Annotated in this window: 27 protein-coding genes and 1 pseudogene; 17 read left to right on the top strand and 11 right to left on the bottom strand. The window is 59.3% G+C overall.

Translation table 11 applies throughout. From position 1 onward, the window contains the following. Positions 1 to 173: 173 nt before the first annotated feature. The 5 genes from hrcA to DTW90_RS07615 all read left to right on the top strand — a co-directional run bounded on the left by hrcA (position 174) and on the right by DTW90_RS07615 (position 3,600). Positions 174 to 1,259 (top strand): heat-inducible transcriptional repressor HrcA, encoded by a 1,086-nt coding sequence (gene hrcA / locus DTW90_RS07595; protein ID WP_132521622.1) that lies wholly within the window; start codon positions 174 to 176, stop codon positions 1,257 to 1,259. A 126-nt stretch (positions 1,260 to 1,385) separates the two neighbouring features. After that, positions 1,386 to 2,024 carry a nucleotide exchange factor GrpE gene (gene grpE, locus DTW90_RS07600; RefSeq protein ID WP_132520576.1) on the top strand — a complete coding sequence of 213 codons (639 nt, stop codon included), beginning with the start codon at positions 1,386 to 1,388 and terminating at the stop codon, positions 2,022 to 2,024. Between the two features lie 159 nt (positions 2,025 to 2,183). Next, positions 2,184 to 2,546, top strand: coding sequence for a metalloregulator ArsR/SmtB family transcription factor (locus DTW90_RS07605; protein ID WP_132521624.1), 363 nt, complete (start codon positions 2,184 to 2,186; stop codon positions 2,544 to 2,546). Further along, entirely contained in the window at positions 2,527 to 3,018 is a 492-nt protein-coding gene (locus DTW90_RS07610; RefSeq protein ID WP_132520579.1) for an SRPBCC family protein, read from the top strand. The genes DTW90_RS07605 and DTW90_RS07610 overlap by 20 nt, the downstream gene beginning before the upstream one ends. 177 nt (positions 3,019 to 3,195) lie before the next feature. Then, a complete protein-coding gene (locus DTW90_RS07615; protein ID WP_132520582.1) occupies positions 3,196 to 3,600 on the top strand; it encodes a hypothetical protein in 405 nt (134 codons plus the stop codon). Positions 3,601 to 3,646: 46 nt separating this feature from the next. Here DTW90_RS07615 and DTW90_RS07620 read toward each other — a convergent pair whose 3' ends face one another. Next, entirely contained in the window at positions 3,647 to 3,988 is a 342-nt protein-coding gene (locus DTW90_RS07620; protein WP_132520585.1) for a hypothetical protein, read from the bottom strand. 161 nt (positions 3,989 to 4,149) lie between these two features. Here DTW90_RS07620 and DTW90_RS07625 point away from each other — a divergent pair, with 161 nt between their 5' ends. Then, the gene (locus tag DTW90_RS07625; RefSeq protein ID WP_165927782.1) at positions 4,150 to 4,314 is read left to right on the top strand and encodes a hypothetical protein; all 165 of its coding nucleotides are present in this window, start codon (positions 4,150 to 4,152) and stop codon (positions 4,312 to 4,314) included. A 216-nt stretch (positions 4,315 to 4,530) separates the two neighbouring features. On the opposite strand, the gene ptsN is transcribed toward DTW90_RS07625, so the two are convergent. The 6 genes from ptsN to lptC form a co-directional block, all read right to left on the bottom strand. Next, positions 4,531 to 4,995, bottom strand: coding sequence for a PTS IIA-like nitrogen regulatory protein PtsN (ptsN, locus tag DTW90_RS07630; RefSeq protein ID WP_132520591.1), 465 nt, complete (start codon positions 4,993 to 4,995; stop codon positions 4,531 to 4,533). A 77-nt stretch (positions 4,996 to 5,072) separates the two neighbouring features. Next, on the bottom strand, positions 5,073 to 5,648 hold the full coding sequence (gene raiA / locus DTW90_RS07635; RefSeq protein ID WP_132521626.1) for a ribosome-associated translation inhibitor RaiA: 576 nt from the start codon (positions 5,646 to 5,648) through the stop codon (positions 5,073 to 5,075). A gap of 243 nt (positions 5,649 to 5,891) precedes the next feature. Next, a complete protein-coding gene (gene rpoN / locus DTW90_RS07640) occupies positions 5,892 to 7,442 on the bottom strand; it encodes an RNA polymerase factor sigma-54 (RefSeq protein WP_149337468.1) in 1,551 nt (516 codons plus the stop codon). A gap of 157 nt (positions 7,443 to 7,599) precedes the next feature. Continuing rightward, on the bottom strand, positions 7,600 to 8,403 hold the full coding sequence (gene lptB, locus DTW90_RS07645) for an LPS export ABC transporter ATP-binding protein (RefSeq protein WP_149337469.1): 804 nt from the start codon (positions 8,401 to 8,403) through the stop codon (positions 7,600 to 7,602). Positions 8,404 to 8,425: 22 nt separating this feature from the next. After that, positions 8,426 to 9,121, bottom strand: a complete 696-nt coding sequence (locus DTW90_RS07650; protein WP_132520600.1) for an LptA/OstA family protein — start codon at positions 9,119 to 9,121, stop codon at positions 8,426 to 8,428. A 14-nt stretch (positions 9,122 to 9,135) separates the two neighbouring features. Then, entirely contained in the window at positions 9,136 to 9,801 is a 666-nt protein-coding gene (lptC, locus tag DTW90_RS07655) for an LPS export ABC transporter periplasmic protein LptC (RefSeq protein WP_149337470.1), read from the bottom strand. A 236-nt stretch (positions 9,802 to 10,037) separates the two neighbouring features. Between lptC and sppA the strand changes: the two genes are divergently transcribed. From sppA to DTW90_RS07670, 3 genes are all read left to right on the top strand, one after another. Next, positions 10,038 to 10,994: a signal peptide peptidase SppA gene (sppA, locus tag DTW90_RS07660; RefSeq protein ID WP_149337471.1), complete on the top strand. Its 957-nt coding sequence runs from the start codon at positions 10,038 to 10,040 to the stop codon at positions 10,992 to 10,994. A gap of 27 nt (positions 10,995 to 11,021) precedes the next feature. Then, positions 11,022 to 11,330: an integration host factor subunit beta gene (locus DTW90_RS07665; RefSeq protein ID WP_132520609.1), complete on the top strand. Its 309-nt coding sequence runs from the start codon at positions 11,022 to 11,024 to the stop codon at positions 11,328 to 11,330. A 128-nt stretch (positions 11,331 to 11,458) separates the two neighbouring features. Beyond that, complete coding sequence (locus DTW90_RS07670; protein WP_132520615.1) at positions 11,459 to 11,791, top strand: LapA family protein; 333 nt, start codon at positions 11,459 to 11,461, stop codon at positions 11,789 to 11,791. A gap of 3 nt (positions 11,792 to 11,794) precedes the next feature. On the opposite strand, the gene DTW90_RS07675 is transcribed toward DTW90_RS07670, so the two are convergent. Together DTW90_RS07675 and DTW90_RS07680 are read right to left on the bottom strand one after the other, a co-directional pair. Continuing rightward, positions 11,795 to 12,256: a GNAT family N-acetyltransferase gene (locus tag DTW90_RS07675; RefSeq protein WP_149337473.1), complete on the bottom strand. Its 462-nt coding sequence runs from the start codon at positions 12,254 to 12,256 to the stop codon at positions 11,795 to 11,797. A 7-nt stretch (positions 12,257 to 12,263) separates the two neighbouring features. Further along, positions 12,264 to 12,704: a carbon monoxide dehydrogenase subunit G gene (locus DTW90_RS07680; RefSeq protein ID WP_149337474.1), complete on the bottom strand. Its 441-nt coding sequence runs from the start codon at positions 12,702 to 12,704 to the stop codon at positions 12,264 to 12,266. 130 nt (positions 12,705 to 12,834) lie between these two features. Between DTW90_RS07680 and DTW90_RS07685 the strand changes: the two are divergent. The 6 genes and pseudogenes from DTW90_RS07685 (at position 12,835) to DTW90_RS07710 (ending at position 19,510) form a co-directional block, all read left to right on the top strand. Next, positions 12,835 to 13,429: pseudogene (locus tag DTW90_RS07685) on the top strand (NUDIX hydrolase). 217 nt (positions 13,430 to 13,646) lie between these two features. Then, a complete protein-coding gene (locus tag DTW90_RS07690) occupies positions 13,647 to 14,756 on the top strand; it encodes a class I SAM-dependent methyltransferase (protein WP_149337475.1) in 1,110 nt (369 codons plus the stop codon). Further along, positions 14,753 to 15,610, top strand: coding sequence for an RNA methyltransferase (locus DTW90_RS07695; protein ID WP_149337476.1), 858 nt, complete (start codon positions 14,753 to 14,755; stop codon positions 15,608 to 15,610). Before DTW90_RS07690 ends, DTW90_RS07695 begins: the two co-directional genes overlap by 4 nt. Further along, on the top strand, positions 15,607 to 16,119 hold the full coding sequence (lspA, locus tag DTW90_RS07700) for a signal peptidase II (RefSeq protein ID WP_132520632.1): 513 nt from the start codon (positions 15,607 to 15,609) through the stop codon (positions 16,117 to 16,119). The genes DTW90_RS07695 and lspA overlap by 4 nt, the downstream gene beginning before the upstream one ends. 55 nt (positions 16,120 to 16,174) lie before the next feature. After that, on the top strand, positions 16,175 to 18,508 hold the full coding sequence (locus DTW90_RS07705) for an ATP-binding protein (RefSeq protein ID WP_149337478.1): 2,334 nt from the start codon (positions 16,175 to 16,177) through the stop codon (positions 18,506 to 18,508). Positions 18,509 to 18,631: 123 nt separating this feature from the next. Next, positions 18,632 to 19,510, top strand: coding sequence for a GNAT family N-acetyltransferase (locus DTW90_RS07710; protein ID WP_132520638.1), 879 nt, complete (start codon positions 18,632 to 18,634; stop codon positions 19,508 to 19,510). Between the two features lie 54 nt (positions 19,511 to 19,564). Here the strand turns inward: DTW90_RS07710 and DTW90_RS07715 are convergent, their stop codons facing one another. Continuing rightward, positions 19,565 to 20,974: an adenylate/guanylate cyclase domain-containing protein gene (locus DTW90_RS07715; protein ID WP_149337479.1), complete on the bottom strand. Its 1,410-nt coding sequence runs from the start codon at positions 20,972 to 20,974 to the stop codon at positions 19,565 to 19,567. A 155-nt stretch (positions 20,975 to 21,129) separates the two neighbouring features. Here DTW90_RS07715 and DTW90_RS07720 point away from each other — a divergent pair, with 155 nt between their 5' ends. Then, on the top strand, positions 21,130 to 21,438 hold the full coding sequence (locus tag DTW90_RS07720; protein ID WP_149337481.1) for a type II toxin-antitoxin system RelB/DinJ family antitoxin: 309 nt from the start codon (positions 21,130 to 21,132) through the stop codon (positions 21,436 to 21,438). Beyond that, positions 21,435 to 21,728, top strand: a complete 294-nt coding sequence (locus DTW90_RS07725) for a type II toxin-antitoxin system RelE/ParE family toxin (protein ID WP_149337482.1) — start codon at positions 21,435 to 21,437, stop codon at positions 21,726 to 21,728. The genes DTW90_RS07720 and DTW90_RS07725 overlap by 4 nt, the downstream gene beginning before the upstream one ends. A gap of 91 nt (positions 21,729 to 21,819) precedes the next feature. Here DTW90_RS07725 and DTW90_RS07730 read toward each other — a convergent pair whose 3' ends face one another. After that, complete coding sequence (locus DTW90_RS07730; protein WP_149337483.1) at positions 21,820 to 24,108, bottom strand: NADP-dependent malic enzyme; 2,289 nt, start codon at positions 24,106 to 24,108, stop codon at positions 21,820 to 21,822. Positions 24,109 to 24,161 lie beyond the last annotated feature (53 nt).

Here is a 24,161-nt window from a genome sequence, read left to right on the forward strand (position 1 = left end):
CGCCTCCCGCGATTGCAATAGTTCATCGTTAAAGATGGGCCGAAATCACATTCAGGTTAAATGCAAGCCAAGACCGCGCCGTCGGCTTCATCGACAGTATTTTCCCTTTTGCCAATGCCGGTTGATTGATTATATCCTTACCAAGGATCAACGGAGTGGATTTGAAGAACGAGATGGGGTTCCCGACAACGCCGGTTTCTGATGCCGCTACTGCGCTGGACGAACGCTCGAAGGAAATCTTCCGCCGCATCGTCGAAAGCTATCTTGAGCACGGCGAACCGCTTGGCTCCCGCAATCTCTCCCGTTTGCTGCCGATGTCCCTTTCGCCGGCATCCGTGCGCAACGTGATGAGCGATCTGGAAGAGCTCGGCCTGATCTATTCCCCGCATATCAGTGCAGGACGGTTGCCGACCCAGGTCGGATTGCGCTTTTTCGTCGATGCCTTCATGCAGGTCGGCGATCTCTCGGCCGAAGACCGCGCCAACATCGACCGGCAGGTTCGCGGCAGCAACCGCGACCAGCCGATGGAAGCCGTCATGAGCGAAGCAAGCCGCATGTTGTCGGGCATTTCCCGCGGTGCCGGTCTCGTCATAACCGCCAAGAACGATGCGGTGCTAAAGCATGTCGAATTCATTCGCCTCGAGCCGACGAAGGCTCTTGCGGTTCTCGTCGGCGACCATGACCAGGTGGAAAACCGCATTATCGAGCTGCCAGCCGGCGTAACATCGTCCCAGCTGACGGAAGCGGCGAATTTCCTGAATGCCCACATGACGGGCCAGACGCTGCCGGAACTGCGCAAGCAGCTTCAGTCGCTGAAGGAAAATGTCCGTCATGAGCTCGACATTCTGTCAAGGGAACTCGTCGAACGAGGCATCGCGGTATGGTCCGGCGACGGAGACGAGAGCAAGCCGGGCCAACTGATCGTGCGCGGTCGCTCCAACCTTCTCGCAGATGTCGGCGCGGACGATCTCGATCGGCTACGGCTGCTTTTCGATGATCTCGAAAAGAAGGACAGCCTGATCGAGATTCTCAATCTGGCGGAGAGCGGCCCGGGTGTGCGCATCTTCATCGGCTCGGAAAACAAACTGTTTTCGCTCTCCGGCTCCTCGCTGATCGTTGCGCCCTACCGGGATGAAGACGACAAGGTTGTCGGCGCTGTCGGCGTAATCGGCCCGACACGCCTCAACTATGCCCGCATCGTCCCTATGGTGGATTATACCGCCCAGCTGATTTCCAGGATGTCGAGGCCCGGCTCCTGACGAAGCGTGCTTCAAGGTCGAATGGCCGCGGAGAACAAGGCTTCTTCGCGACAAAGTCTTGATTTTTCCGAGCCAAACCTCGATATCGGGGGCAAATCCCAAGGACAATACTATTCGGAGACCGTCATGACCGACGAAACAACGAAAAACGGACCTGATGCCACGGCGGCCGACAACTTTGCGGATATCGCGCAGGAGAATGCCGATGCCGTCGATCAGGTCTCGGCCGAACCGGATCCCGTCGAACTTCTGAGGGCTGAGAACGCCGACGTGCGTGAGCGCTTCGTTCGTCTCGCCGCCGACATGGACAATCTGCGTCGCCGTACGGAGCGCGAGGTCAAGGACGCCAAGTCCTACGCCGTTGCCGGTTTTGCTCGCGATATGCTCACCGTCTCGGATAATCTGCGCCGCGCGCTCGATTCCATTCCCGCAGAAGCCCGCGAGACGGCTGACGCAGGCCTCACGACCCTGATCGAAGGCATGGAAATGACCGAACGCTCCATGCTGTCCGCTCTTGAGCGGCACGGCGTGCGCAAGATCAATCCGGTCGGGCAGAAGTTTGATCCCAACTTCCACCAGGCCATGTTCGAAATGCCGAATGCCGAAGTGCCGAACAACACGGTCGTGCAGGTCGTGCAGGACGGCTACATCATCGGCGAGCGCGTTCTGCGCCCTGCCATGGTCGGCGTCGCCAAGGGCGGCCCGAAAATCGTCGAGGCATCCGAGTCGGGCGCCAATAGTCCGCTCGACGAAAAGGACGCCTGATCGGCGCAAAGCTGCATTTTGGAATGAATGACGCCGTGTGTCTTTCGACGCGCGGCGTTTTTGTTTGATGCCTTTCGTCTTTGCGTGGACGTCGTTCGGAGGCTCTGCCGCTGGCCGGCCTGTTGCGCGACGCCGTTTCGCATGCTAACACTGAACCAAATGGTTCAGTTTTCGACAGGTCGCCTTGATGCCTCCTTTGCCGCACTCTCGGACGCCACGCGACGCGGCGTTCTGGAGCAGCTCGGCGGTGCGGATGCTTCGATCACGGAACTCGCAGACAAGTTCCACATGACGCTTACGGGCATGAAGAAGCACGTCGGCATCCTGGAACAGGCGGGGCTGGTTACGACGGAGAAGGTCGGGCGCGTGCGGACCTGCAGGCTCAGCCTGCGCGCGCTCGAGGAGGAGGCAGCGTGGATCGAAGCACGCCGCCGGATCTGGAACACGCGCTTCGACGCGCTGGACCAGGTCGTCGAGGCTTTGAAACGGAAGGAGAAAATCGATGGGCAGCAGAGTGAGTGACAGCCGCACGGCAGTCGAACGGAGGTCCGAGCTCGAACTCGTCGTGACGCGGACCTTCAATGGTCCGGTTCGTCTCGTCTTCGACGCATGGACCAAACCTGAATTGTTCAAGTTGTGGTGGGCGCCGAAGTCGATTGGCGTCCCCCTGCTTTCCTGCGAAATGGATGTTCGCACCGGGGGCGGCTATCGTATCGCGTTCGGACGCGACGCCTCTAATTCCATGGCCTTCTTCGGCAAATATCTCGAAGTGACGCCGCCTTCGCGCCTCGTCTGGACCAATGACGAAAGCGGTGAAGGCGCCGTCACCACCGTCACTTTCGAGGAAGAGGACGGCAAGACGCTGCTGGTCCTGCGAGAACTCTATCCCTCCAAGGAAGCCCTAGACCAGTCGTTCGTCGGCATGGAAGACGCGATGCCCGAGCAGTTCGAGCAGCTGGATGAACTTCTCATCACCCTGGGCGCGGGCGTCTGATAGCCGCGCCTTCAGCTCAATCAGCCATGCCTCTAGGGGGATGAAAGAGGGAATTGGGCCGCTATCGGCCCTTTGCGGACATAGCCTTGCCAAGCCAAGCGGTATAAAACCCTCACCGGATTCCCGCGGTCGCCACAAATAAAGTTGGTTCATCCGATGAGCGCAGAAGATTCAATAATGGCTATCGTTAGAGATGTGGCGTCTGGTTACAGCGTTCTCGTGGAAGACGATGGACGAGTGGCTTATGGTTATTTAACTGATAGGAAAAACAAATTTATCGCTGACGTATGGCTATACAACCGTAGCCATGCCCCGGCTGAGGGCCAATGGCACGACAAAGAGGCAATGCCATTTTTGAATCCTGCTGAATATGTACGTACCGACCTCGCAATTCGATTCATGGAGCAACCGGCAGACGTACGTATTTCTTGGGAAGCATCCGAGCAATATGAAGCCATTGCCAGGATATATTTACACGATGAACTGGTGGGCATTTTAGTGCCGGGGGCGAAACCCGGTTGGAGCGTCCTTGCTACCAAGGACGGCCCAATCGCTAAAAGATTTATCGACCATTGGAAATGATTATGCGTGGGGCGAAGATTCCATGACGGCTTTCGGCCCAAACCGGTCACTCATCGATTTCTACGACAAACTGCCCGCAGAGGAAATCAAACGCTTTGTGCTCTTCATCGTACACTCTAAAGCGAACCTCTTCGCGAAAGTCTGACCTTTTGTGCTCGATCATCAAATGGATGCCGGAAAAGTTCGATACCTTAATGGGCTCGAAATCGATACATTGGTCGAAATAGTAGGTAATGGTGTTCTTCTCAGTCAAATCAGGCCGAGCCATAATCAGCTTGATGAACAAAAAATCGTTCTTTTCCGGACCTCTTTTGGCAACAAGTTCGTCTACTCGCCAGTACCGCCAATGCCTCCTTTTATATAGCTCGTCGATGCTATCGATCAGCACGTAAGTTCTCCCCAAAAGAGTTGGCACGCTGCATTCAGCGCTCTCCGGGCATCGCCGCTTTGCCCATTGCAGAGATACGCCGGCTTTGTCATGCTATTCCGATGAACCCAAGTCTCGTTTGCGACCGTGATACTTTCATTGAATTTCTCAGGCAGTTGAGGATGGATCTGAATGATTCTGGCGCAACAGGGCAATGGGAAAACGCTGATCTCGCATGCTTTTTGGAAGCCATACAGGCATGGGTAATCGATTGGCAGCAGCCATTGCCGGGTAATCCGTGGGAACACGCCGCCACGCTGCTCGCAGCCGCGAAAATCTACGAATAATTCGGCCCCGCAGACGGCAAATCGTGCCGGGCGCCCGAAAGGCCATTTCTCGCCAGCGGCGAGAAGATGCCGGTAGGCGGACGGAGAGATGGGGTAGCGAAACGATAAATAGAGTGAGCGGCGAGCGAAGGATAATACCTTCCGTCTGCTGTGCCGCCCATCATCCGGCCCCTCAGGCCACCTTCTCCCGGAGGGAGAAGGGAGATATCAGCCGCTTCAAGCGGCGTTGGACGCCTGTTCCTGGTTGAGGAAAGCGTAGATGGCCGAAGCCGAGTTGGTGGCCCTGAGCTTGGCGACCAGATCCTGGTCGCGCAGCACGCGGGCAATCCGCGACAGGGCCTTCAGGTGATCCGCGCCGGCGCCCTCGGGGGCGAGCAGCAGGAAGACGAGATCGACCGGCTGATCGTCCAGTGCCTCGAAATCAACCGGTGCCTCCAGGCGGGCGAAGATGCCGATAATGGATTTTACGCTTGTGAGCTTGCCGTGCGGGATGGCGATGCCGTTGCCGACTCCGGTGGAGCCGAGGCGCTCGCGCTGCAGAATGACATCGAAAATTTCCCGCTCGGGCAGTCCCGTGAGTTTGGAGGCTTTGATCGCCAGTTCCTGAAGCAGCTGTTTTTTGGAATTAGCCTTCAAGGCGGGGATGATTGCATCTTGTTGCAGAAGATCTGCCAACGCCATTCTCTTCGTTCCTTCGTGTCGCCGAGATTCGATGACCGGGAAGCGGCGGCCCGTGGGCCGCCGCCCATCTTCATTTCTCAGCCTTTGATATTGGCTGCGTCGATCCAGCCAATGTTGCCGTCTTGTCGGCGGTAGACGATATTCAAGTGATCCTTGCCAGGGCTGCGGAACAGAAGCAGCGGCTCGTCGGTCATGTCGAGCGCCATCACGGCGGTCGCGACCGACATGGTCTTCAGCTGCTTCGTGCTCTCAGCGACGATCGCGGGTGCGAAGTCGTCGGCAATTTCATCATCCTCATCAGGGACGCCGTCCATGACCGTGTAGGCAACCTCGGCAAAGCCGTTGATATGGTTCGCTGCCTGATGATCCTTCAGCTTGCGCTTGTAGCGGCGCAGACGTTTCTCGATCCGGACTTGAGCGGCATCGAACGCGAGTTGAGGATCCATTGCCTCGCCGGCTGCGTGCAATACCACGCCGCTGTCGAGATGAACTTTGCAGTCTGCCGCGTAGCGTGAGCTGGATTTCTCAACTGTCACCTGGCCCGAATACCCCCCGTCGAAGTATTTCGTGACGGCCATACCGACCTGGTCTTCGATCCGTTGACGGAAAGAATCGCCAATTTCCATATGTTTACCGGATACACGCACACTCATGGAGTTTCCCTTCTTGTAGTGATCTGCGCGTATCAGTTTACGCCAAGCCTCAAGCTCATCCAAGCACTTCGCACGATTGAAGACAAATTGCGTTTGTCAGGCGCCTTCAGGATGATGGGGATAAGTCTCACGGTAATGTCTTGCACCGATTGCGGCGGGCTTCTAGCCGCGACTAAGGCGAAAGTCAACAGTCTCTTAACGAATCGAAATATCCCGACAGCGTATGGTTGAAGATGCTGTGGCTTAGAAACCGGAGACTTTCGCAAGCGCCCGCTTCTCCCTGCGCCGCTGGACGGAGGAGGGGATGTTCATCGCTTCGCGATATTTGGCGACGGTTCGGCGTGCAAGCTCGATGCCGCCTTCCTTCAATGTGTCGACGATATCGTCATCGGAAAGCACCGCCTCCGGGCTCTCCTGCAGGATCAGCGTCCGTATCCGGTGACGGACCGCTTCCGCCGAGTGACTGTCCCCGCCCTCGACCGCGCCGATCGAGACGGTGAAGAAGTACTTGAGCTCGAAGAGGCCTCGCGGCGTCAGCACGTATTTGTTGGAGGTAACGCGGCTGACGGTCGACTCGTGCATCTTGATCGCATCGGCGACGGTCTTGAGGTTGAGCGGCCGCAGGTGATCGACGCCATTAACCAGGAAGGCGTCCTGCTGCCGGACGATCTCGCTTGCCACCTTCATCATGGTCTTGGCGCGCTGATCGAGGCTCCGCGTCAGCCAATTGGCGTTCTGAAGACATTCGGACAGGAATGCGTAATCGCCCCCCGTCTTGGAGATCGACGCGAAATAGGATTGGTTGACCAGGACCTTGGGCAGCGTATCCGGGTTGAGCTCGACCAGCCAGCTTCCGTCGGCCGAGGGGCGCACGATGATGTCGGGCATGATCGCCTCGGACACGCCGGTCTCGAAGCCGCTGCCCGGCTTCGGGTTGAGCTGGCGAATCTCGGTCATCATGTCGAGAAGGTCTTCCTCGTCGACGCCGCACACCCGCTTGAGCGTGGCGAAATCGCGTCGGGCCAGCAGATCGAGGTGCTCCAAAAGCATCGCCATCGCGGGATCCAGCCGATCCTTCTGCTTGAGCTGGATTGCCAGGCATTCGCCGAGCGAGCGGGCGAATACGCCGGGTGGATCGAGCGTCTGCAATATGCCAAGGACACGCTCGATTTCCGCAGTTTCCGTGCCGAGCCGGCCGGTCGCTTCGTCGATATCGGCTCGCAGGTAGCCGGCCTCGTCCAGCTGGTCGATCAGCTGCTGGGCGATCAGACGGTCGGCGGGGGAGGGCAGCAGGAACGGGATTTGCTGGTTCAGATGATCGCGGAGCGAGATCTGGCCGGCGACGAAATCGTCGAGATCGTATCCTTCGCTCGGCTCCGAGCTGCCGGGCATGGATTTCCACTGGCTGAGCAGTTCCGGCGCGTCCAGGCGCTGCGGCGGACCGTCATCGGGAAAGACGTTGCTGAAATTGGTATCCAGCTCGGCGCTCAGCCGATCCGCATGACCGGTATTGTCGCTTTCATACCAGTCGCTTTCCAGATTGCCGCTTTGATGATCGGAGCGGTCTTCGCCGTGACCGTCATAGCCTTCGTCTTCGGCTTGGCGACCGTCATCGCTGCCCATTTCGCCGTCATTTGTCGTAAATTCGAGCAGCGGGTTCTTTTCGACTTCCTGGGCAATGAATTGGTTGAGCTCGAAATGCGTCATCTGCAGCAGCTGGATGGATTGCATCAGCTGCGGCGTCATCACCAAACTCTGGCTTTGGCGCAGAAAAAGGTTGGCAGACAACGCCATGATGGACGCGAAACTCCCTTCGACTCCCAGGGAAATCGCTCTTTATCGCTTGGGAAAAAGGCGCGGATTTCCAACTGGCCCAAAAATTGCTTTTTTATTGGGTTTGGTCAAGCGGAACAGTAAGGGGAAGGTGAATTTCTAGCCTGCTGATACGGTATCAGAGGCTGAAATTGTCGCCAAGGTAGAGTCTGCGCACTTCCGGATTGTTGACGATGTCATTGGCGCGACCGTGGGTCAGCACTTCACCCGCGTGGATGATATAGGCGCGGTCGATCAGCCCGAGCGTCTCGCGCACATTGTGGTCGGTGATCAGAACGCCGATCCCGCGGGCCGTCAGATGGTGGACGAGGTTCTGGATATCAGCGACCGAGATCGGATCGACGCCCGCGAAGGGTTCGTCAAGCAGCATGAAGGTCGGGTCCGTGGCAAGCGCACGGGCGATTTCCAGCCTTCGGCGTTCGCCGCCCGATAGTGCGACAGCCGGAACCGTGCGCAGGTTGCGGATGTGGAATTCCTCAAGCAGGCTGTCGAGCTTCTGCTCGCGTTGGGCGCGGCTCTTTTCGTGGACCTCGAGAACGGCGCGGATATTCTCCTCGACCGTCAGGCCGCGAAAGATCGAAGCTTCCTGCGGAAGGTAACCGACGCCGAGACGAGAACGACGGTACATCGGCATGGTCGTGACGTCGTTGCCATCGATCTCGATCGTGCCTTCGTCAACGGGCACGAGACCGGTGATCATGTAGAAACAGGTCGTCTTCCCCGCACCGTTCGGTCCGAGCAGCCCCACGGCCTCGCCGCGTCGCACCACAAGCGAGACGCCGTTGACGACGCGCCGCGTCCGATAGGTCTTGGTCAGGCCGCGCGCTATCAGGGTACCCTGATAGCGGGTCTTGTCCGATGCGCCCGTTTCGGATGCACCAGTCTGCGGCCCGGCTTTGCCGGGCTTAGTGGGGAGCGACATTATTTTCACGTAGGGACCGGGATCAGTTACTTTTCTGAGTTGCGGACGGCTGCGACTTCGGGTCGAGCTGAATCTGGACGCGGCCCCCGCAGCTATCCAATTGTGCTTCCCCGGTATTCATGTGAACGGTCAGCTTGCAGCCCGTGAAAACATTCGGTCCATCCGTCAGGACGACTTTGTCGCCGTTGAGGATGGCGAGCTGGCCTGCCATGTCGAAGGAGCCGTTGTCGGCCGTCGCTGTCTGCGTTCCCGAAACGATATAGACCTTGTCATTGACCAGGATGTGGTCGATGTCGGCATCGCCGGAGACGAGCGAATTGTTGCCCCCGCCGGCGGCGGGTGTCTTGGCTGCCGGCTTCGCGTCAGCGGCTGGCTTTGCGTCGGCTGCAGGCTTGGTGCCAGCTGCGTTGGCATCGGCAGGCTGCTTCTTCTTGTAGAAGACCGTCATCGTGCCGGCCTGCATCGTCGTCGTTCCCTGAACGACCTTAACGTTGCCGGTGAAAACAGCCGTGCTTTCCTGATCGTGGATCTGCAGCTTGTCGCTTTCGATCTGGATCGGCTGATCCTTCGAAAGCTTCAGGCCCGGCATGTTGCTGGTCGTCGACTGCTGGGCACCCGCGCTTGCGGCCGCCAGAAGTCCAAGCATGCCTATCGTCCCAGCCAAGGCGGCTTTGCGAAGGCCAGAGGTAGAGAATGAGAAGCGACAATCGTTTGTCATGGGCCGTCCGGCTGTTAGGTGCCTGAATTATGTATGGTAGATGGGTCGATATGCATTTGAACCTGCCCATCGAATTCGATTACTTTGCCCTTATCGGTCATCTTTACAGATTGCGCAACGACCGATGCACCGCCCTTTTGGATTGCGACCCTATCATTTGAGACGAGGTTACCAGACTTGATATCCAGGTCGGCGGTTTTGAATTCAGCTCTCATACCGTTGTCCATGACAACGGTAAAGGGTTCCGTCATCTTGAGCGTATCTGCTGAGCGATTGAAATCCCCGCTGAGGGCTTCCACGTGCGCGATCACGTCGGCATTGACGGGCATGGATGCCTTGATGTTCTTCAGGGTGATCAGGTTGGGATTCTTCAGATCCTGCAATGCCTTTTCCGCCACCATCGAATAGTTCACGCCGTTGGCATTGCGCCCCGCGATCGCCGGCCGCGACATCACGACCTTGCCATCCTCGATTTGGGCACCTTCGATGGAAATGTTTTCCGGCAGATAGGAGCGCGCCACGGATACGGCGATGAAGATTGCGGAGATGATAACCGCGGCAATCGGAAGCAAGAACTTGAGCTTTCTCACCCGTCGGGAATGAAACAACGCAGCGCTATACGCATTGCGGCGCAGCGCGTTGTTTTTTTCCTGGTCAGAAGCTTCAAGAGTGTTGAGCATGCAATGGTCCGTCTATTGGGGCCGGGAGAACTCTGCACTCAGTGCATATTCAAGCTCGCCACGTCCTTTCGCATTATTGCATTGACTTGCCAATATGGATTTTTTTCTGCAACAAACAATCTCGGCAGAAAAATCCATTCTATGAATGTTTCATATGGCTGGGTGTGTGCCGCTACTGCTGAAACCGCCCAGGAAACTATGTGTCCGCTTCGTGACACGGAGGGAAATAGGACGTCATGGACAGTTCTGCAATCGCAGACAGGCGGCAATTGCGCCGCAAAGTCGGTTTTTGGCGCATTGTGGCCGTTTTGCTTCTCGTCGCGTTAGGCTTCGCGCTCTATAGCGTCGCCGGCGGCGACCTTGTTGTGAACCGCGGACCCCAGATCGCGAGGATCAAGATTTCAGGCCTTATCCAGGATGATACCGAACTTCTGGAGCGGCTGAAGAAGATCGAGGACGATAATAGGGTGAAGGCGTTGATCGTCTCCATTTCCTCGACCGGCGGCACGACCTATGGCGGTGAGAGGATATTCAAGGCGATCCGCGCAGTGGCTGCCAAGAAGCCTGTCGTCTCGGATATCCGCACGGTGGCTGCCTCGGCCGGCTACATGATTGCGACGGCCGGCGACGATATTGTTGCCGGCGAGACCTCGATCACCGGCTCGATAGGCGTCATTTTCCAATATCCGCAGGTAAAGGATCTGATGGACAAGGTCGGGGTCTCCCTGGACGAGATCAAGTCGGCGCCCCTGAAGGCCGAGCCGTCGCCCTTCCATCCCGCCAGTGACGATGCCAAGGCGATGATCCGTAATCTTGTCATGGACAGCTACGACTGGTTCGTGGATCTGGTTGCCGATCGCCGCAAACTGCCGCGCGACGAGGTTGTGAAGCTCGCCGACGGCAGCATCTATACCGGGCGTCAAGCGCTGAAGAACAAGCTTGTCGACAGCCTCGGCGGCGACGAGGCGATCCGCGCCTATCTTGATACTCGCAAGGTCGGCAAGGACATCCCGATCGTCGATTGGGATGCCTCCGGGAAGAGGTCCTCCTTCTTCTTCTCCCGAGCCGCTGCCGACTTGCTAAATCTTTTTGGTTATGGTGATCTCGTTAAGGGAGAGGACTTCCAGAAACTTATGACCGAGAAGTTGTTTCTTGACGGCCTGCTTTCTGTTTGGCAGGGTGTCGGGCATTGATAAATCAATGATTTAAAGGGGACGACCGTGATCAAGTCGGAATTGGTGCAGATTGTTGCAGCGCGCAACCCGCATCTCTATCACCGCGATGTCGAGAATATCGTCAACGCTGTCCTCGACGAGATCACGGATGCGCTTGCAGGAGGCAATCGCGTCGAGCTTCGCGGCTTCGGTGCCTTCTCCGTCAAGAACCGTCCTTCGCGCTCCGGTCGCAATCCGCGGACTGGAGATACCGTTTTCGTTGAAGAAAAATGGGTCCCATTTTTCAAGACCGGCAAGGAGCTCCGCGAGCGCCTCAATCCCGGCTCCGGCGACGAGCACGACGACGAAAATTGACATCTGGCACCAGCTGGATCGAAAGCCGCTTGCGACAAGCGGACACTTGAACTTGCCTTGATCTTGCCTATTCTGCCGCCGAAAGTTCCGGCTATATGTTGCGGGCTTGGAAAACGGAGATTGCGGATATGGCAAAGAAGATCGTCAACCTGCTGGTTCTGATACCGCTCGGCGTTATTCTCATCGTCTTCTGCGTTGCCAACCGCCAGGCCGCGACAGTAGCTTTCAATCCGTTCCGGCCGGAAGACCAGGTGTTGGCGGTTCACGCGCCCCTGTTCGTTTTCCTTTTTGTGGCGCTGATCCTCGGCATGCTCATTGGCGCCGCCGCCACCTGGTTCAGCCAGGGCCGTCACCGCAAGCGGGCGCGCACCGAGGCTCGTGAAGCGATCCGCTGGCAGGCGGAAGCCGACCGGCATCGCAGCCGCGCCGAACAGATCGCCGGTCACCTTCCGTCCAAGTAAGATCTATCTGGACATCTCCGCGGCTACGCTCAGCTGCATGTCCAGATAATCCCCCTCCGGCGAGGTGCCATTGCCGGTGACCTGGAAGCCAAGGGACGCGTAAAAGCCCATCGCCGGCTTGTTCCTCACAAGGCATTTCAGGCGATAGGCTCGCACGGGCCATCCCGGCAGGGCTTCCAGCAGGGCAGTGCCCGCACCTTGGCCCTGGAAGCGCGGCCTGATGTAAAGCATGTGGATGAAGTCCTCCGGCTGCCACAGGGCCAGGAACCCGGCAATGCCGACTGCTCTGTCCTCACAGACGAAGACCCGCTCGCCGCGCGTATGGGCGGCAAAGTCCTCCTCGTGGAATTGGCCTGGATCGACCCATGTGAAGGTCGTGCGGCGCACATAGAGGTAGATATCCGAAAGCACTGTCCGGTCTTCCCGCTCGGCCGGCCTGATCGTCCAAGATCTGTTCGTCAACATTCCCCCTCTATTGGCTGACCGCTGCGTTGAAATCGGCAAAGAACTGCTGCGCCAATTTCCCTGCGGCGGATCCGATGAGCCGCGACCCGATCTGCGCGATCCTGCCGCCGATTTCGGCGCCGGCCTCGTAGTGAAGGATGGTTTCCCTGCCATCCTCCTCGAGCACCACATTTGCCGACCCCTTGCCGAAACCGGCAAGTCCGCCCTTGCCCTCGGCCGAAATCGTGTAGCTCTCAGGCCCGCGGACGTTGGAAAGCGTGATCGCGATCGTAAAACCGGCCGAAATCAACCCCACCTTGACCTTCACCCGCGCCGTCAATTCGCTTTCCGAAACCCATTGCAGGCTTTCACATCGGGGAATGCACTGCATGAGAATGTCAGGGTCGTTCAGGGCGGTCCACACCACATCACGTGGCGCGGAAATCCGCTCTTGCCCGGTCATGTCCATGCAATTCCTCCCATTTCCGCATTCGAGCCGGGATAATCGCAGATCGGAAAGCGCTTTGCCAAGTGGCGCCCAGATGCTATTTCGCCAGTGCTAATCTCATCCGTCATCACATTTCAAACATATGGCTGTCATGGAAAGAGATCCCAAGCCCTGGAGCGTTACCACAAGCCGCGTCACTTACCAGGATCGCTGGATCAAGGTTAGAAGCGACGATTGAGTGACAGCAGACGGCACCTTGGTCGCGCCATTCCATGTGCTGGAATATCCCGACTGGATTACCGTTGTTCCTGTTATGCCGGATGGACGCGTCTTGCTCGTCAGAGAATACCGACACGGTCGCGGCGAAATCGTGCTGGGCGTCGTCGCCGGTGGGGTTGAGGAAGGCCAGACGGTCCGACGACCCTGCCATGGAAGCAGCCAAACGTGAATTGCTGGAGGAGACGGGCTACGAGGCGGACAGGTTCGTCAAAGTACTCGTCACGTATCCCAATTCGGCGACCCATAACAATATCAATACGACCTATCTTGCGCTCGGCCTCAACAAGGTGGCGGAGCAATCACTGGATCAGAGCGAATACGTGCAGGTATTGTCTCGGCCGCTCGGTGATGTCTTGCGGGATATTCAGTCGGGCATCCTCGTCATCCAGGCCATGCGTGTTGCAGCCCTCTATGCCGCGGCGCATTGGCTGCGGCTAAATGAGGATGTGCAGGTAAACGGGGCTTGAAATAGGCCAGCTATCGCGAGAGGTTGAACCTTCTGGCCCCAGATTTGGAGCTCAGGTTGATTACGCCTGGTTTTGTGACTAGAGCAGTTCCAACGAAAGTATCCAGCGATTTTGTTCCCGGAATTGCGGAAAACAAAGGACGGGAGCCTGTCCGCCGTTCGAAGAAAAGCGGAAGGGCTCCGAAGGACGCTCAAATTATTTGGACACGGAAGAGAACGTGAAACAGAAAGAACGCCGGCCGGGACAGAGAAATGCGGCTGCTCCCAGTGGCGGGCGGCGCACGGACGACCGTCAGAAGCGCCCGATCAAACCGGCAGCATCAACCGTCTCTGCGGGGAATACCAAGCCGGCTCCGGTTCGGGAAGCGGCGGCCCCCGCAGCGCCTGAGCGGCCTTTGATCGCCCGCACCGGCGAGCGGCCTGCCGAACGCGTGCCGATCATTCTGGAATCCCTCGGCGCCGGCGACTTTCATCTGATCGACAGCGGCAACGGCCTGAAGCTCGAACAATATGGACCCTACCGCATTGTTCGCCCCGAGGGGCAGGCGCTATGGCAGCCGTCGTTGCCCACCCATGCCTGGGAAAATGTCGATGCTGTCTTCACCGGCGACACCGACGAGGAAGGAACGGGGCGCTGGCGCTTTCCGAAGGCGGCGCTCGGCCAGACCTGGCCGCTGCATCTGCTCGGCGTCGATTTGCACGGCCGCTTCACCTCCTTCCGCCATGTCGGCGTCTTCCCTGAGCAGATCGTCCACTGGACCTGGATGAAAGATCAGGTCGAGAAGGCCGGCCGGCCGCTGAAGGTGCTGAACCTCTTTGGCTATACCGGCGTCGCCTCGCTGGTGGCGGCTGCCGCCGGCGCCGAAGTCACCCATGTCGATGCCTCCAAGAAGGCGATCGGCTGGGCGCGCGAGAACCAGGCGCTCGGCCGCATGGAGAAGCTGCCGATCCGCTGGATCTGCGAGGACGCGATGAAGTTCATCCTGAGGGAGGAACGACGTGGCAGTACCTATGACATCATCCTGACCGATCCGCCGAAATTCGGCCGCGGCCCGAACGGCGAAGTCTGGCATCTCTTCGAGCACCTACCGCTGATGCTGGATATCTGCCGCGAGATCCTGTCGCCGAAGGCGCTCGGCCTCGTCTTGACCGCCTATTCGATCCGCGCCAGCTTCTATTCGATCCACGAGCTGATGCGCGAGACCATGCGTGGCCGTGTTGGCGCCGTGGAATCGGGCGAGCTGGTCATCCGCGAAGCAGGCCTTGATGGAAAGACGCCGGGCAAGGCGCTCTCCACGTCTCTCTTTTCCCGTTGGGTGCCGAAATGAACGAATTCCAGGAGCGCGGTCCGCGCCGGGTGGGGCAGGTGAAGGAAGTTACCTCCCTTGCCAACCCGATCATTAAAGACATCAAGGCGCTGACATCGAAGAAGACGCGCGAAGAGACCGGCACCTTCATGGCCGAGGGCCTGAAGCTGGTCATCGATGCGCTGGAGCTCGGCTGGACCATCCGTACGCTCGTCTACGCCAAGGCAGCCAAGGGCAAGCCGCTGGTCGAGCAGGTCGCCGCAAAGACGGTGGCCTCGGGCGGACTGGTGCTGGAAGTGAGCGAAAAGGTCATTTCCTCGATCACCCGTCGCGACAATCCGCAGATGGTGGTCGGCATCTTCGACCAGCGCTGGACGACGCTGCGAGACATCCATCCGAAGCCGGGCGAAACCTGGGTGGCGCTCGACCGCGTCCGTGATCCCGGCAATCTCGGTACGATTATCCGAACCGCCGATGCGGCCGGCGCCTCCGGCGTCATCCTCGTCGGCGAGGCGACTGATCCCTTTTCGCTGGAAACCGTGCGCGCCACCATGGGATCGGTCTTTGCCGTCCCGGTCGCAAGGGCGACGGCAGAAGAGTTCCTCGCCTGGAAGAAGAGCGCCGGGGTGTCGGTCGTCGCCACCCATCTCGCCGGCGCGGTCGATTACCGGACTATCGACTACAAGAAGAAGCCCGTCGTCCTTCTGATGGGCAACGAGCAATCCGGCTTGCCCGACATGCTTGCGAAAGAGGCGGATGCGCTTGCCCGCATCCCGCAATCCGGCCGCGCCGACAGCCTCAACCTGGCAGTCGCGACAGCAGTGATGCTGTTTGAGGCCCGCCGCCACATCCTGACGCTCAGCGAGACCAGATGACCGAACTTCCGTCCACCGAGCCGCGCAAATCAGCATTGTTTTCCCGGCCGCTGCCGATCCTGATCTTCATCGTCATCGCCGTCATTCTCGACCAGGCGATCAAGATCGCGGTCGACCGCTTTCTGCCGCTGCAGGAGGCTGTTCCGGTCATTCCCATGCTGGCGCTTTACCGGACCTATAATGTTGGCGTCGCCTTCTCGATGCTGTCGGGCATGGACGGCTGGTTCATCGTCGGCATGCGCCTTGTCATCGTCGTTTTCGTGCTCTGGCTATGGCACCGCACGTCGAAGGACCGCTGGCTCGCCCATCTCGGCTTTGCGTTGATCATATCAGGTGCGCTCGGCAACCTTGTCGATCGTTTTCTCTACGGCCATGTGATCGACTATGTCCTGTTCCACACCGAGACATGGTCCTTTGCCGTTTTCAATCTCGCCGACAGCTTGATTTCGGTAGGCGCAGCGGCAGTCATTTTGGATGAGCTGCTGCTGCCAAAAAAGGCCAAAGGATAAAGTTTTAACGATATCTGGAAGGCATTTGGAAGGGTGCTCATGTTAGAGGGCTCACATGAGCGCTCTCGGAAATCTGCAGGACAGGCTGGCGTCCACCTTTGGTGACGGCGCGCGCAGATCTGGTGTCCCGCGGATCGATGCGCCTCCGCTTGCGCCGGAAAATCTGGCCGATGGCCATATCCCTGAAAATGCTGAAAATTCGCCGGTCCAGGCCAGATCGCCCCGACTTCCGGAACGGCTTCATCGCTATTGGCTGAGCGGTGGCGGTCTTGTCGCGGGCGTCCTGATGCTCTCCATCGGCTATGCCGGTGGCCCGCTGGCCCTGGCTGCCTTTCTCGTCCTTGTGGCCGTCGCAATCGCCGCGACCGATTTTATCCGACACAGCCAAGGCACGGCAGGCCGCGTTCATTCGTCGCAGCCGAAAACCTACAGCGAGCATCAGTATGACCGGCAGTGGGAGCAGGACGAACGCGCCATGCTTCTTGCGACAATACACGACCAGCTCGGCGACATCGCCGTGACACGAAACATGGATCGCCGCATCGTCCGCGCCAACACGGTCTTCCGGCAGATGACGGGCAGGCCCCATCCGGAAGGCATGAGCTGCGAAGAGTTGGGTCTCGCCTTCCGACCAGGCACCGAGCCCAATCGCTATGATGTCGAGATGTCCACGCCGCTCGGCCAACGCATCTTTGCCTGGCATGACGTCATGATCCGCGATCCGGCCTCCGGCGACCTGATGGTGCAGAGCATCGCCCGCGATGTCACCGACGAACGCCTGACGGCCCACGCCCGCGAGGAAGCCCGCCTGAAGGCGGAATACATCAATGCCGCCAAGTCCCGGCTTCTTGCGACTGTCAGCCATGAGATCCGAACCCCGCTGTCGGGCATTCTCGGCATGAGTCACCTGCTCAGCCAGACGAACCTCACCGCCGAGCAGGGCAATTATCTGGCGGGCATTCGCCAGTCCGGAAACGCGCTGGTGCAGTTGGTCGAGGACCTTCTCGATTTTTCGACGATCGAGGTCGGTCGGTTCGAGCTCCGCCCTCGCGCGGAACCCCTGCGCCAGCTGATCGAAAGCGTCGTCGAGATGCTGTCTCATCGGGCACATGAAAAAGGCATAGAGGTCGGAACGACTGTGTCCGCCGACGTCCCCGAACTCATGAATTTCGACCCCGCACGCCTCAGGCAAGTGCTGTTCAACGTCATCGGCAATGCAGTCAAGTTCACGCATCAGGGCGGTGTACTGATCCGAGCTGGCCTCGATGGAGCCGACCTGCTGATAACGGTAAGGGACAGCGGCCCAGGCATGACGCCGGCTGTACAGGCCCGGATATTCGGCGAGTATGAACAGGCCGGCGACGCGATCGAAAGAAGCGGAGGGACGGGCCTTGGCCTGCCCATCTCAGCCCGCATCATCAAGGAATTCGGCGGCTCGCTGACAGTGACCAGCGAAAAAGGCAAGGGCAGCGAATTTACGATCCGATTCCCCCTAAGCGTATCGCCGGAACACCGCAGTTCGAGCCGTCGTGGCCTGCTGAAGGGAACGCGCGTGCTGCTGCTTGCGCCGGATGGCCCTGCGAGCATCGGCATCGCCAGCACGATCCGCACGCTCGGCGGTCATTGCCAGCGGCTTGAACCGGGCGACATCGGCGGCTTTTCGCTGAGCGCGGTGGGCAAGGCGGACGAGCTGCCGACTGACATCATCGTCGATCACCGTATGGCTCCCTATTTCTTCCGCGAATTTTCGGACCGCGTCCAGATCGCGGCACCCGATCTGCGCAAGATCTTTCTTGTCAATCCCGAGGAACGCGCGATCCGGCCGCTTGATCTCTTCGATGCCTGGCTCATCCGACCGCTTCGTGAACAGTCGCTGATCGATGTGCTCAGCGGCCGCATGCGGGGCATGGAAAAGCGGGATGCGATCAACGACAACCAGCGTGGTTTCGGCCCGGCAGTACCGGAGGTGAAGCCCCCGGCCGGCCTCCGTATCGTTCTTGGCGAGGACGATCCCGTCAACGCCATGCTGGTGCGCGCAACGCTCGTGAAGGCGGGGCACAATGTCCAGCTTGTCGGGGATTTCGAAACCCTTCTCGGCATTGCAGCCGAGATGGGCGAGGACCGGCCGGATCTGATGGTCACGGATCTGTCCATGCCCGGCGGAGAAGGGCTGGATGTGCTTGCTCGGATACGCGCCGGTGAACGCCGCGACGGCCTGCCGGCCCTGCCGATTCTCGTGCTGACCGCCGACCATCGCCAGGAGACTCACAATAAGGCTCTCCTCAACGGAGCCGATGCCGTACTCGCCAAACCGGTCGATCCGGAGCGTCTGGTGACCGAGGTTCAGAGACTTGCAACCCGCGCTTTGGAGGCCGCTTCCGTCCACTGAAAACCGGCTTTGTGGAAGGTTTTGAACAGGCACGGTTCTTGCATTTCGCATTGCACCATGTCACTTTCCTGTCGTATACATTTGCTTAATGGCGTGTAACCCAACCCGTAGAGGGGAACCGCCATGTCTATCGAAATGTTGAATCGCGAAATTCAGGGCGAAGCAGTTCAGACGTCGAATAAAACCAGTGTGCCCGTGAGCGGCGATGTGTTTGGACGCATCGGCAATCTTGAGACGCGCCTTGCCCGTACGGAGCGCGAGATCGATGCCGCGCAGGCCGTGCGCTTTCGCGTGTTCGTCGAAGAGATGAATGCTCAGTTGCCGGCAGATGCGATGCGCCGCGGGCGCGACGTCGATGCCTATGATTCGATCTGTGATCATCTGCTGGTGCTCGACCGTTCGCTCGAAGGCGATTCGGAAGACCAGATCGTCGGCACCTATCGTCTGCTGCGCCAGGAAGTGGCCATGGCGAACGGCGGCTTCTATTCTGCTTCGGAATTCGCCATCGACGGGTTGCTCGCCCGTCACCCGGAAAAGCGCTTCATGGAGCTCGGGCGCTCCTGCGTACTGCCTGCCTATCGCAATAAGCGCACCGTCGAGCTGCTGTGGCAGGGTAACTGGGCCTACTCGCTGAAGCACGGCATGAGCGCCATGTTCGGTTGCGCTTCCTTCCCGGGTATCCAGCCGGAACAGCATGCGCTCGCCTTGTCCTTCCTGCATCACAATGTGCTTGCAAAGGACGAATGGACCGTTGGCGCGCTTCCGAATCTTGCCCGCACCATGGACCTGATGCCTGTGGAGGCAGTCAATTCCAAGAAGGCGTTGATGGCGCTGCCGCCGCTCATCAAGGGTTATCTGCGCCTCGGCGCGATGGTCGGCTCCGGCGCCGTCGTCGATCAAGCCTTCAACACGACAGACGTCCTCATCGTTCTGCCGATATCAAGCATTTCCGATCGCTATGTGAACTACTACGGCGCCGACGCTGGCCGTTTCGCCAGCTGATTTGCATCCCTGAAGGCTTTGAAACGTCTTCAGGGAGCCATTGCGCGGCTTTCATCACGGGATAGCAAAAACATCGATCTGGTTCGTGATGCCGCGAAGGGCGACATTGTGCGATACCGGCTTCAGGCCGTGCGTGCTCAATAGCTCTGCCGCCTGGGGATATCCAAGCACGGAACCGGTTGCGAAGATTTCATGCGACGTCGCGAGGTTCTGTACGCGGGAAGCGATGTTGACCGTCTGGCCGAAATAGTCCTGTCGTTCGTTCAAGCTGACGGCAATGCACGGGCCCTCATGGATACCGATTTTCAGGAGCAGGTCGTCACTGCCGCGCTCCTTGTTGAGGCTGAGCATCGCCTCGCGCATCCGCATGGCAGCCATGATGGCCCGGTCGGGCGTCGGAAAAGTGGCCATGACCGCATCGCCGATGGTCTTCACGACGGCACCGGCCTCGGCGCCGACGATATCGTTGAGGATGCCGAAATGGGTCCTCACCAGATCGAAGGCGGCAAGGTCGCCGACGCGCTCGTAAAGCTCCGTCGAGCCGCGCAGATCGGTGAAAAGAAATGTGAGGCTAGTGATCTTCAGCCGCTGATCGACGTCGATCGTGTCGGTGCGGTAGATGTCACGGAACGTCTGGTTGGAAAGCAGCCGCTTGGCCGTCAGGAAGGGCCGGCGATTGTGCAGCAGCGAATGAAGCGCGTCGTTGGCAAGGCAAACAGATGGAAGCGTGCGCACTTCCGTCCGGTTCTCGACGGAAAGGCGCAGAGGCCCGGGCCTCAGCTTAAGCACATCGCCATGTCGCTGCACGCGGTCAAAGACGAGGGAAAGGTTCTGCCGCTCCCTGGTCGGCTCGCCCTGCACGTCGATGAATTGCGCAGCATGCGTGACAGGCTCGAAGATCACGGTGAACTCTGCCGGCAGCTGTAGCGATATGACGGCCTTTTCCCCCGGCGGCAGTTCGAGCGATTCCAGCACGAACGCATCGACCTTTTCCTCGTAACCTTCTTCCGGAAGCTCGATGCCGGAGCCCCAATAGATCTGCCGGAAATATTCCGTGGGAGACAAGGAATGGGGATCATGCGCCGCGATATGGCGAACGCGTGGGCTGACCGTGAAGGTCACCTCGACCATCTCGTCCAGTGTCGGCTCATAGCCGGCGGCGCAGAGCGCGCAGCTATAGGTATCGCTCTGGATGGTCTTCAGTGAGGTATTGGCATCGAGAACTCCGCCGCAACCGGGGCAGAGGACATTCCAGGACATCTCGAACAGCCCGAGCCGCGCCGCATGCAGAAAGGCGTTGATCGTCAGGTCTTCGTCGAACCCGTGCTTGCGGGCAAAGGCAAGCGCATTCACGCGGCAAAGATGATGGTCGGGTGCTTCGACGACCAACCGCTCTATGGCATCCGCAATATCAGGCAGCGCCGAATGCCTAAGCGCTGCAAACAGGGGCATAGCGTCATCCATCTTGCGATTTTATACCGAAATCACGACTGCGGACAGCGTCTTTCTTTCATACGCGGCCAGGTCGGACACGCATGATCGAGATGGCTTTTGGAGGGAGATGGTGGAAATCGTCATTCAATTGCATTACACTCTATTCTGGTTGAAGGAGACAGTAGATGGCGTCGACCGCGCTTGTTCAGACAAGGATTGATCCGCAGATCAAGGAACGCGCTACTGCTGTTCTTGAGACAATGGGGCTGACGGTTTCCGACGCCGTTCGAATATTGCTCACCAGAACTGCCAATGAAGGCGCCTTGCCGCTTGAGCTTTTAAGTAATGGTGAGGCGCACGACACCTGGTTTCGAACCAAGGTTCTGCAGGCGCTTGCCGATACGCGGCAGGATATCGACGACGCGGACGTCGAAGCACATTTCGAAGAGCGGCGAGCCCAGGCGCTGCGGGAAATTGATGAGGCTGATCAGTGAAGCTCGTCTGGGCGCGCTATGCACTTTCCGATCGCGACGGCATCTTTACCTATATTCGAGCTGAAAATCCGAAAGCCGCAGTTTTAATCGACCAACAAGTCGCATCGGCAGCACGTCGTCTCCTAGAATTTCCCGAAAGCGGCAGGATCGGACGCATCGAGGGCACACGAGAACTTGTTGTCCCGCGAACGCCCTACATCCTTGCCTATATCATACTGCCCGATCGCATCCGGATCCTACGCGTTCTCCACGGAGCCCAGATGTGGCCGGATGAGCTTTCCACGGATTAAAACCCAGCGCCCGTCTGACCGGACATGCTGACAATCGAGCCAAAGGCTAGGCGACAGCGGCGGTCGGAAGGCCGCCGCTGTCGAGTTGAACTTACGTCCCAGCCCCATAGGCAGCGATCGCCGCCATGTTGACGATGTCGGAATCCTTGGCGCCCATGGAGGTGATCTGCACCGGCTTGTCGAGGCCAACGAGCAGGGGACCGATGACGGTGGAGCCGCCCAGTTCCTGCAGCATCTTGGTCGAGATCGAGGCCGAGTGGAAAGCCGGCATGATGAGCACGTTGGCGGGGCCGGAGAGACGGCAGAAGGGATATTGCCCCTCCATGATCTTGCGGTTTAGCGCAACGTCAGCCGCCATTTCTCCGTCATACTCGAAATCGACCCTGCGCTGATCGAGGATGGCGACAGCCTCGCGCACCCGCTCCGAACGTTCGCCCGAGGGATGGCCGAAGGTGGAATAGGCGAGCAGGGCGACGCGCGGCTCATAGCCCATGCGGCGGGCAAGGCTTGCGGTCTCCTCGGCAATCTCCGCAAGCTCGAGCGCCGTCGGCATATCGTGCACGGCGGTATCGGCAACGAAGACGGTGCGTCCGCGGGCCAGCACCAGCGAAACGCCGATCACGCGGTGTCCCGGCTTGGGGTCGATGCAGCGGCGCACGTCTTCCAGCGCGGTTGAGTAGTTGCGGGTAACCCCCGTCACCATGCCGTCGGCGTCGCCCATTGCCACCATGCAGGCGGCGAAATGGTTGCGGTCGTTATGGATCAGGCGAGTGACATCGCGCAAGAGATAGCCTTTTCGCTGCAGCCGCGCATAGAGGTAGTCGATATAGGCATCGACGCGTGTCGAGATGCGAGCATTGACGATTTCCAGCCCCGGCCGGTTGAGGTCGATGCCGGCCCGTTCCGCTGTCGCATGGATCAGGTCCTCGCGGCCGAGCAGGATGGCGGTGCCGAGCTGCTGGTTGGCGTAGGAGAGGGCCGCGCGCATGACCTGCTCTTCTTCGGCCTCGGCAAAGACGATGCGCTTCTGATGCCGGCGAACCCGTTCATAGAGCCGCGCAAGCGTGGAGGCGATCGGGTCGCGGCGGGCCGAGAGTTCCCGCGCATAGGCGGCCATGTCAGTGATGGCCTTTCGCGCAACGCCCGTCTCGATCGCCGCTTCGGCGACGGCGACGGGAATGGCCGAGATCAGCCTGGGGTCGAAAGGCACGGGAATGATATATTGTGGTCCGAAGCGCGGCCGGGCGCCCTGATAGGCGGCGACGACGTCGTCGGGCACATCCTCGCGGGCAAGACTGGCCAGCGCCTTGACGGCGGCGATCTTCATCTCGTCGTTGATGGTCGTGGCGCGCACGTCGAGCGCACCGCGGAAGATATAGGGAAAGCCGAGAACGTTATTGACCTGGTTCGGGTAGTCCGAACGACCTGTGGCCATGATCGCGTCGTCGCGGATGTGGGCCACTTCTTCCGGCGTGATTTCCGGGTCGGGATTGGCCATGGCGAAGATGATCGGCTTGGCTGCCATTGAGCGGATCATGTCTTCCGAGAAGGCGCCCTTCTGCGAAAGGCCGAAGACGACGTCCGCACCCTTCATCGCTTCTTCCAGAGTGCGCGTGTCGGTCTTTGCCGCATGCGCCGATTTCCACTGGTTCATGCCTTCGCTGCGGCCCTGGTAGATGACGCCCTTGGTGTCGCAGAGAATGATGTTCTCGGGATTGAAGCCCATCGCCTTGATGAGTTCGACGCATGCAATGGCCGCGGCACCCGCGCCGTTGCAGACCAGCTTCGTCGTCTTCAGGTCGCGGCCGGTCAGTTCCAGCGCGTTGATAAGGCCGGCAGCTGCGATGATCGCCGTGCCGTGCTGGTCGTCATGGAAAACCGGGATGTCCATGAGTTCGCGCAGGCGCTGCTCGATGATGAAACAGTCCGGCGCCTTGATGTCCTCAAGGTTGATGCCGCCGAAGGAGGGGCCGAGGTAGCGCACGCAATTGATGAACTCGTCGACATTTTCCGTATCGACTTCGAGGTCGATGGAATCGACGTCGGCGAAGCGCTTGAAGAGAACGGACTTGCCTTCCATGACCGGCTTCGATGCCAGCGCGCCGAGATTGCCGAGGCCGAGGATGGCGGTGCCGTTGGAAATGACGGCGACCATGTTGCCGCGGGACGTATAGTCATAGGCAGTACCGGGATCGGCGGCGATCGCCTTGACCGGAACCGCGACGCCCGGCGAATAGGCAAGCGACAGATCGCGCTGCGTCGCCATCGGCTTGGTCGGATTGATCTCCAGCTTGCCGGGGCGACCCTGCGAATGGAAATCGAGCGCTTCCTGATCGGTAATCCCGTTGGCTGGGCGCGGCTTGTCGTTCATCTCAGGCATATATCCTCCAAACCCTCTTGGCATCAGACCTTCATATCCGGCTGCCGCCATTT

It is taken from the genome of Neorhizobium sp. P12A (assembly GCF_008365395.1).
Lineage (GTDB): Bacteria > Pseudomonadota > Alphaproteobacteria > Rhizobiales > Rhizobiaceae > Rhizobium.

Excerpts from the sequence above, each read along its gene's own strand:
- hrcA (WP_132521622.1), top strand. The coding sequence starts at position 174 with ATGGGGTTCCCGACAACGCCGGTTTCTGATGCCGCTACTGCGCTGGAC.
- grpE (WP_132520576.1), top strand. The coding sequence starts at position 1,386 with ATGACCGACGAAACAACGAAAAACGGACCTGATGCCACGGCGGCCGAC.
- DTW90_RS07605 (WP_132521624.1), top strand. The coding sequence starts at position 2,184 with ATGGTTCAGTTTTCGACAGGTCGCCTTGATGCCTCCTTTGCCGCACTC.
- DTW90_RS07610 (WP_132520579.1), top strand. The coding sequence starts at position 2,527 with ATGGGCAGCAGAGTGAGTGACAGCCGCACGGCAGTCGAACGGAGGTCC.
- DTW90_RS07615 (WP_132520582.1), top strand. The coding sequence starts at position 3,196 with ATGGCTATCGTTAGAGATGTGGCGTCTGGTTACAGCGTTCTCGTGGAA.
- DTW90_RS07625 (WP_165927782.1), top strand. The coding sequence starts at position 4,150 with ATGGATCTGAATGATTCTGGCGCAACAGGGCAATGGGAAAACGCTGAT.
- ptsN (WP_132520591.1), bottom strand. The coding sequence starts at position 4,995 with ATGGCGTTGGCAGATCTTCTGCAACAAGATGCAATCATCCCCGCCTTG.
- raiA (WP_132521626.1), bottom strand. The coding sequence starts at position 5,648 with ATGAGTGTGCGTGTATCCGGTAAACATATGGAAATTGGCGATTCTTTC.
- rpoN (WP_149337468.1), bottom strand. The coding sequence starts at position 7,442 with ATGGCGTTGTCTGCCAACCTTTTTCTGCGCCAAAGCCAGAGTTTGGTG.
- lptB (WP_149337469.1), bottom strand. The coding sequence starts at position 8,403 with ATGTCGCTCCCCACTAAGCCCGGCAAAGCCGGGCCGCAGACTGGTGCA.
- DTW90_RS07650 (WP_132520600.1), bottom strand. The coding sequence starts at position 9,121 with ATGACAAACGATTGTCGCTTCTCATTCTCTACCTCTGGCCTTCGCAAA.
- lptC (WP_149337470.1), bottom strand. The coding sequence starts at position 9,801 with ATGCTCAACACTCTTGAAGCTTCTGACCAGGAAAAAAACAACGCGCTG.
- sppA (WP_149337471.1), top strand. The coding sequence starts at position 10,038 with ATGGACAGTTCTGCAATCGCAGACAGGCGGCAATTGCGCCGCAAAGTC.
- DTW90_RS07670 (WP_132520615.1), top strand. The coding sequence starts at position 11,459 with ATGGCAAAGAAGATCGTCAACCTGCTGGTTCTGATACCGCTCGGCGTT.
- DTW90_RS07675 (WP_149337473.1), bottom strand. The coding sequence starts at position 12,256 with ATGTTGACGAACAGATCTTGGACGATCAGGCCGGCCGAGCGGGAAGAC.
- DTW90_RS07680 (WP_149337474.1), bottom strand. The coding sequence starts at position 12,704 with ATGGACATGACCGGGCAAGAGCGGATTTCCGCGCCACGTGATGTGGTG.
- DTW90_RS07695 (WP_149337476.1), top strand. The coding sequence starts at position 14,753 with ATGAACGAATTCCAGGAGCGCGGTCCGCGCCGGGTGGGGCAGGTGAAG.
- lspA (WP_132520632.1), top strand. The coding sequence starts at position 15,607 with ATGACCGAACTTCCGTCCACCGAGCCGCGCAAATCAGCATTGTTTTCC.
- DTW90_RS07705 (WP_149337478.1), top strand. The coding sequence starts at position 16,175 with ATGAGCGCTCTCGGAAATCTGCAGGACAGGCTGGCGTCCACCTTTGGT.
- DTW90_RS07710 (WP_132520638.1), top strand. The coding sequence starts at position 18,632 with ATGTCTATCGAAATGTTGAATCGCGAAATTCAGGGCGAAGCAGTTCAG.
- DTW90_RS07715 (WP_149337479.1), bottom strand. The coding sequence starts at position 20,974 with ATGGATGACGCTATGCCCCTGTTTGCAGCGCTTAGGCATTCGGCGCTG.
- DTW90_RS07720 (WP_149337481.1), top strand. The coding sequence starts at position 21,130 with ATGGCGTCGACCGCGCTTGTTCAGACAAGGATTGATCCGCAGATCAAG.
- DTW90_RS07730 (WP_149337483.1), bottom strand. The coding sequence starts at position 24,108 with ATGCCTGAGATGAACGACAAGCCGCGCCCAGCCAACGGGATTACCGAT.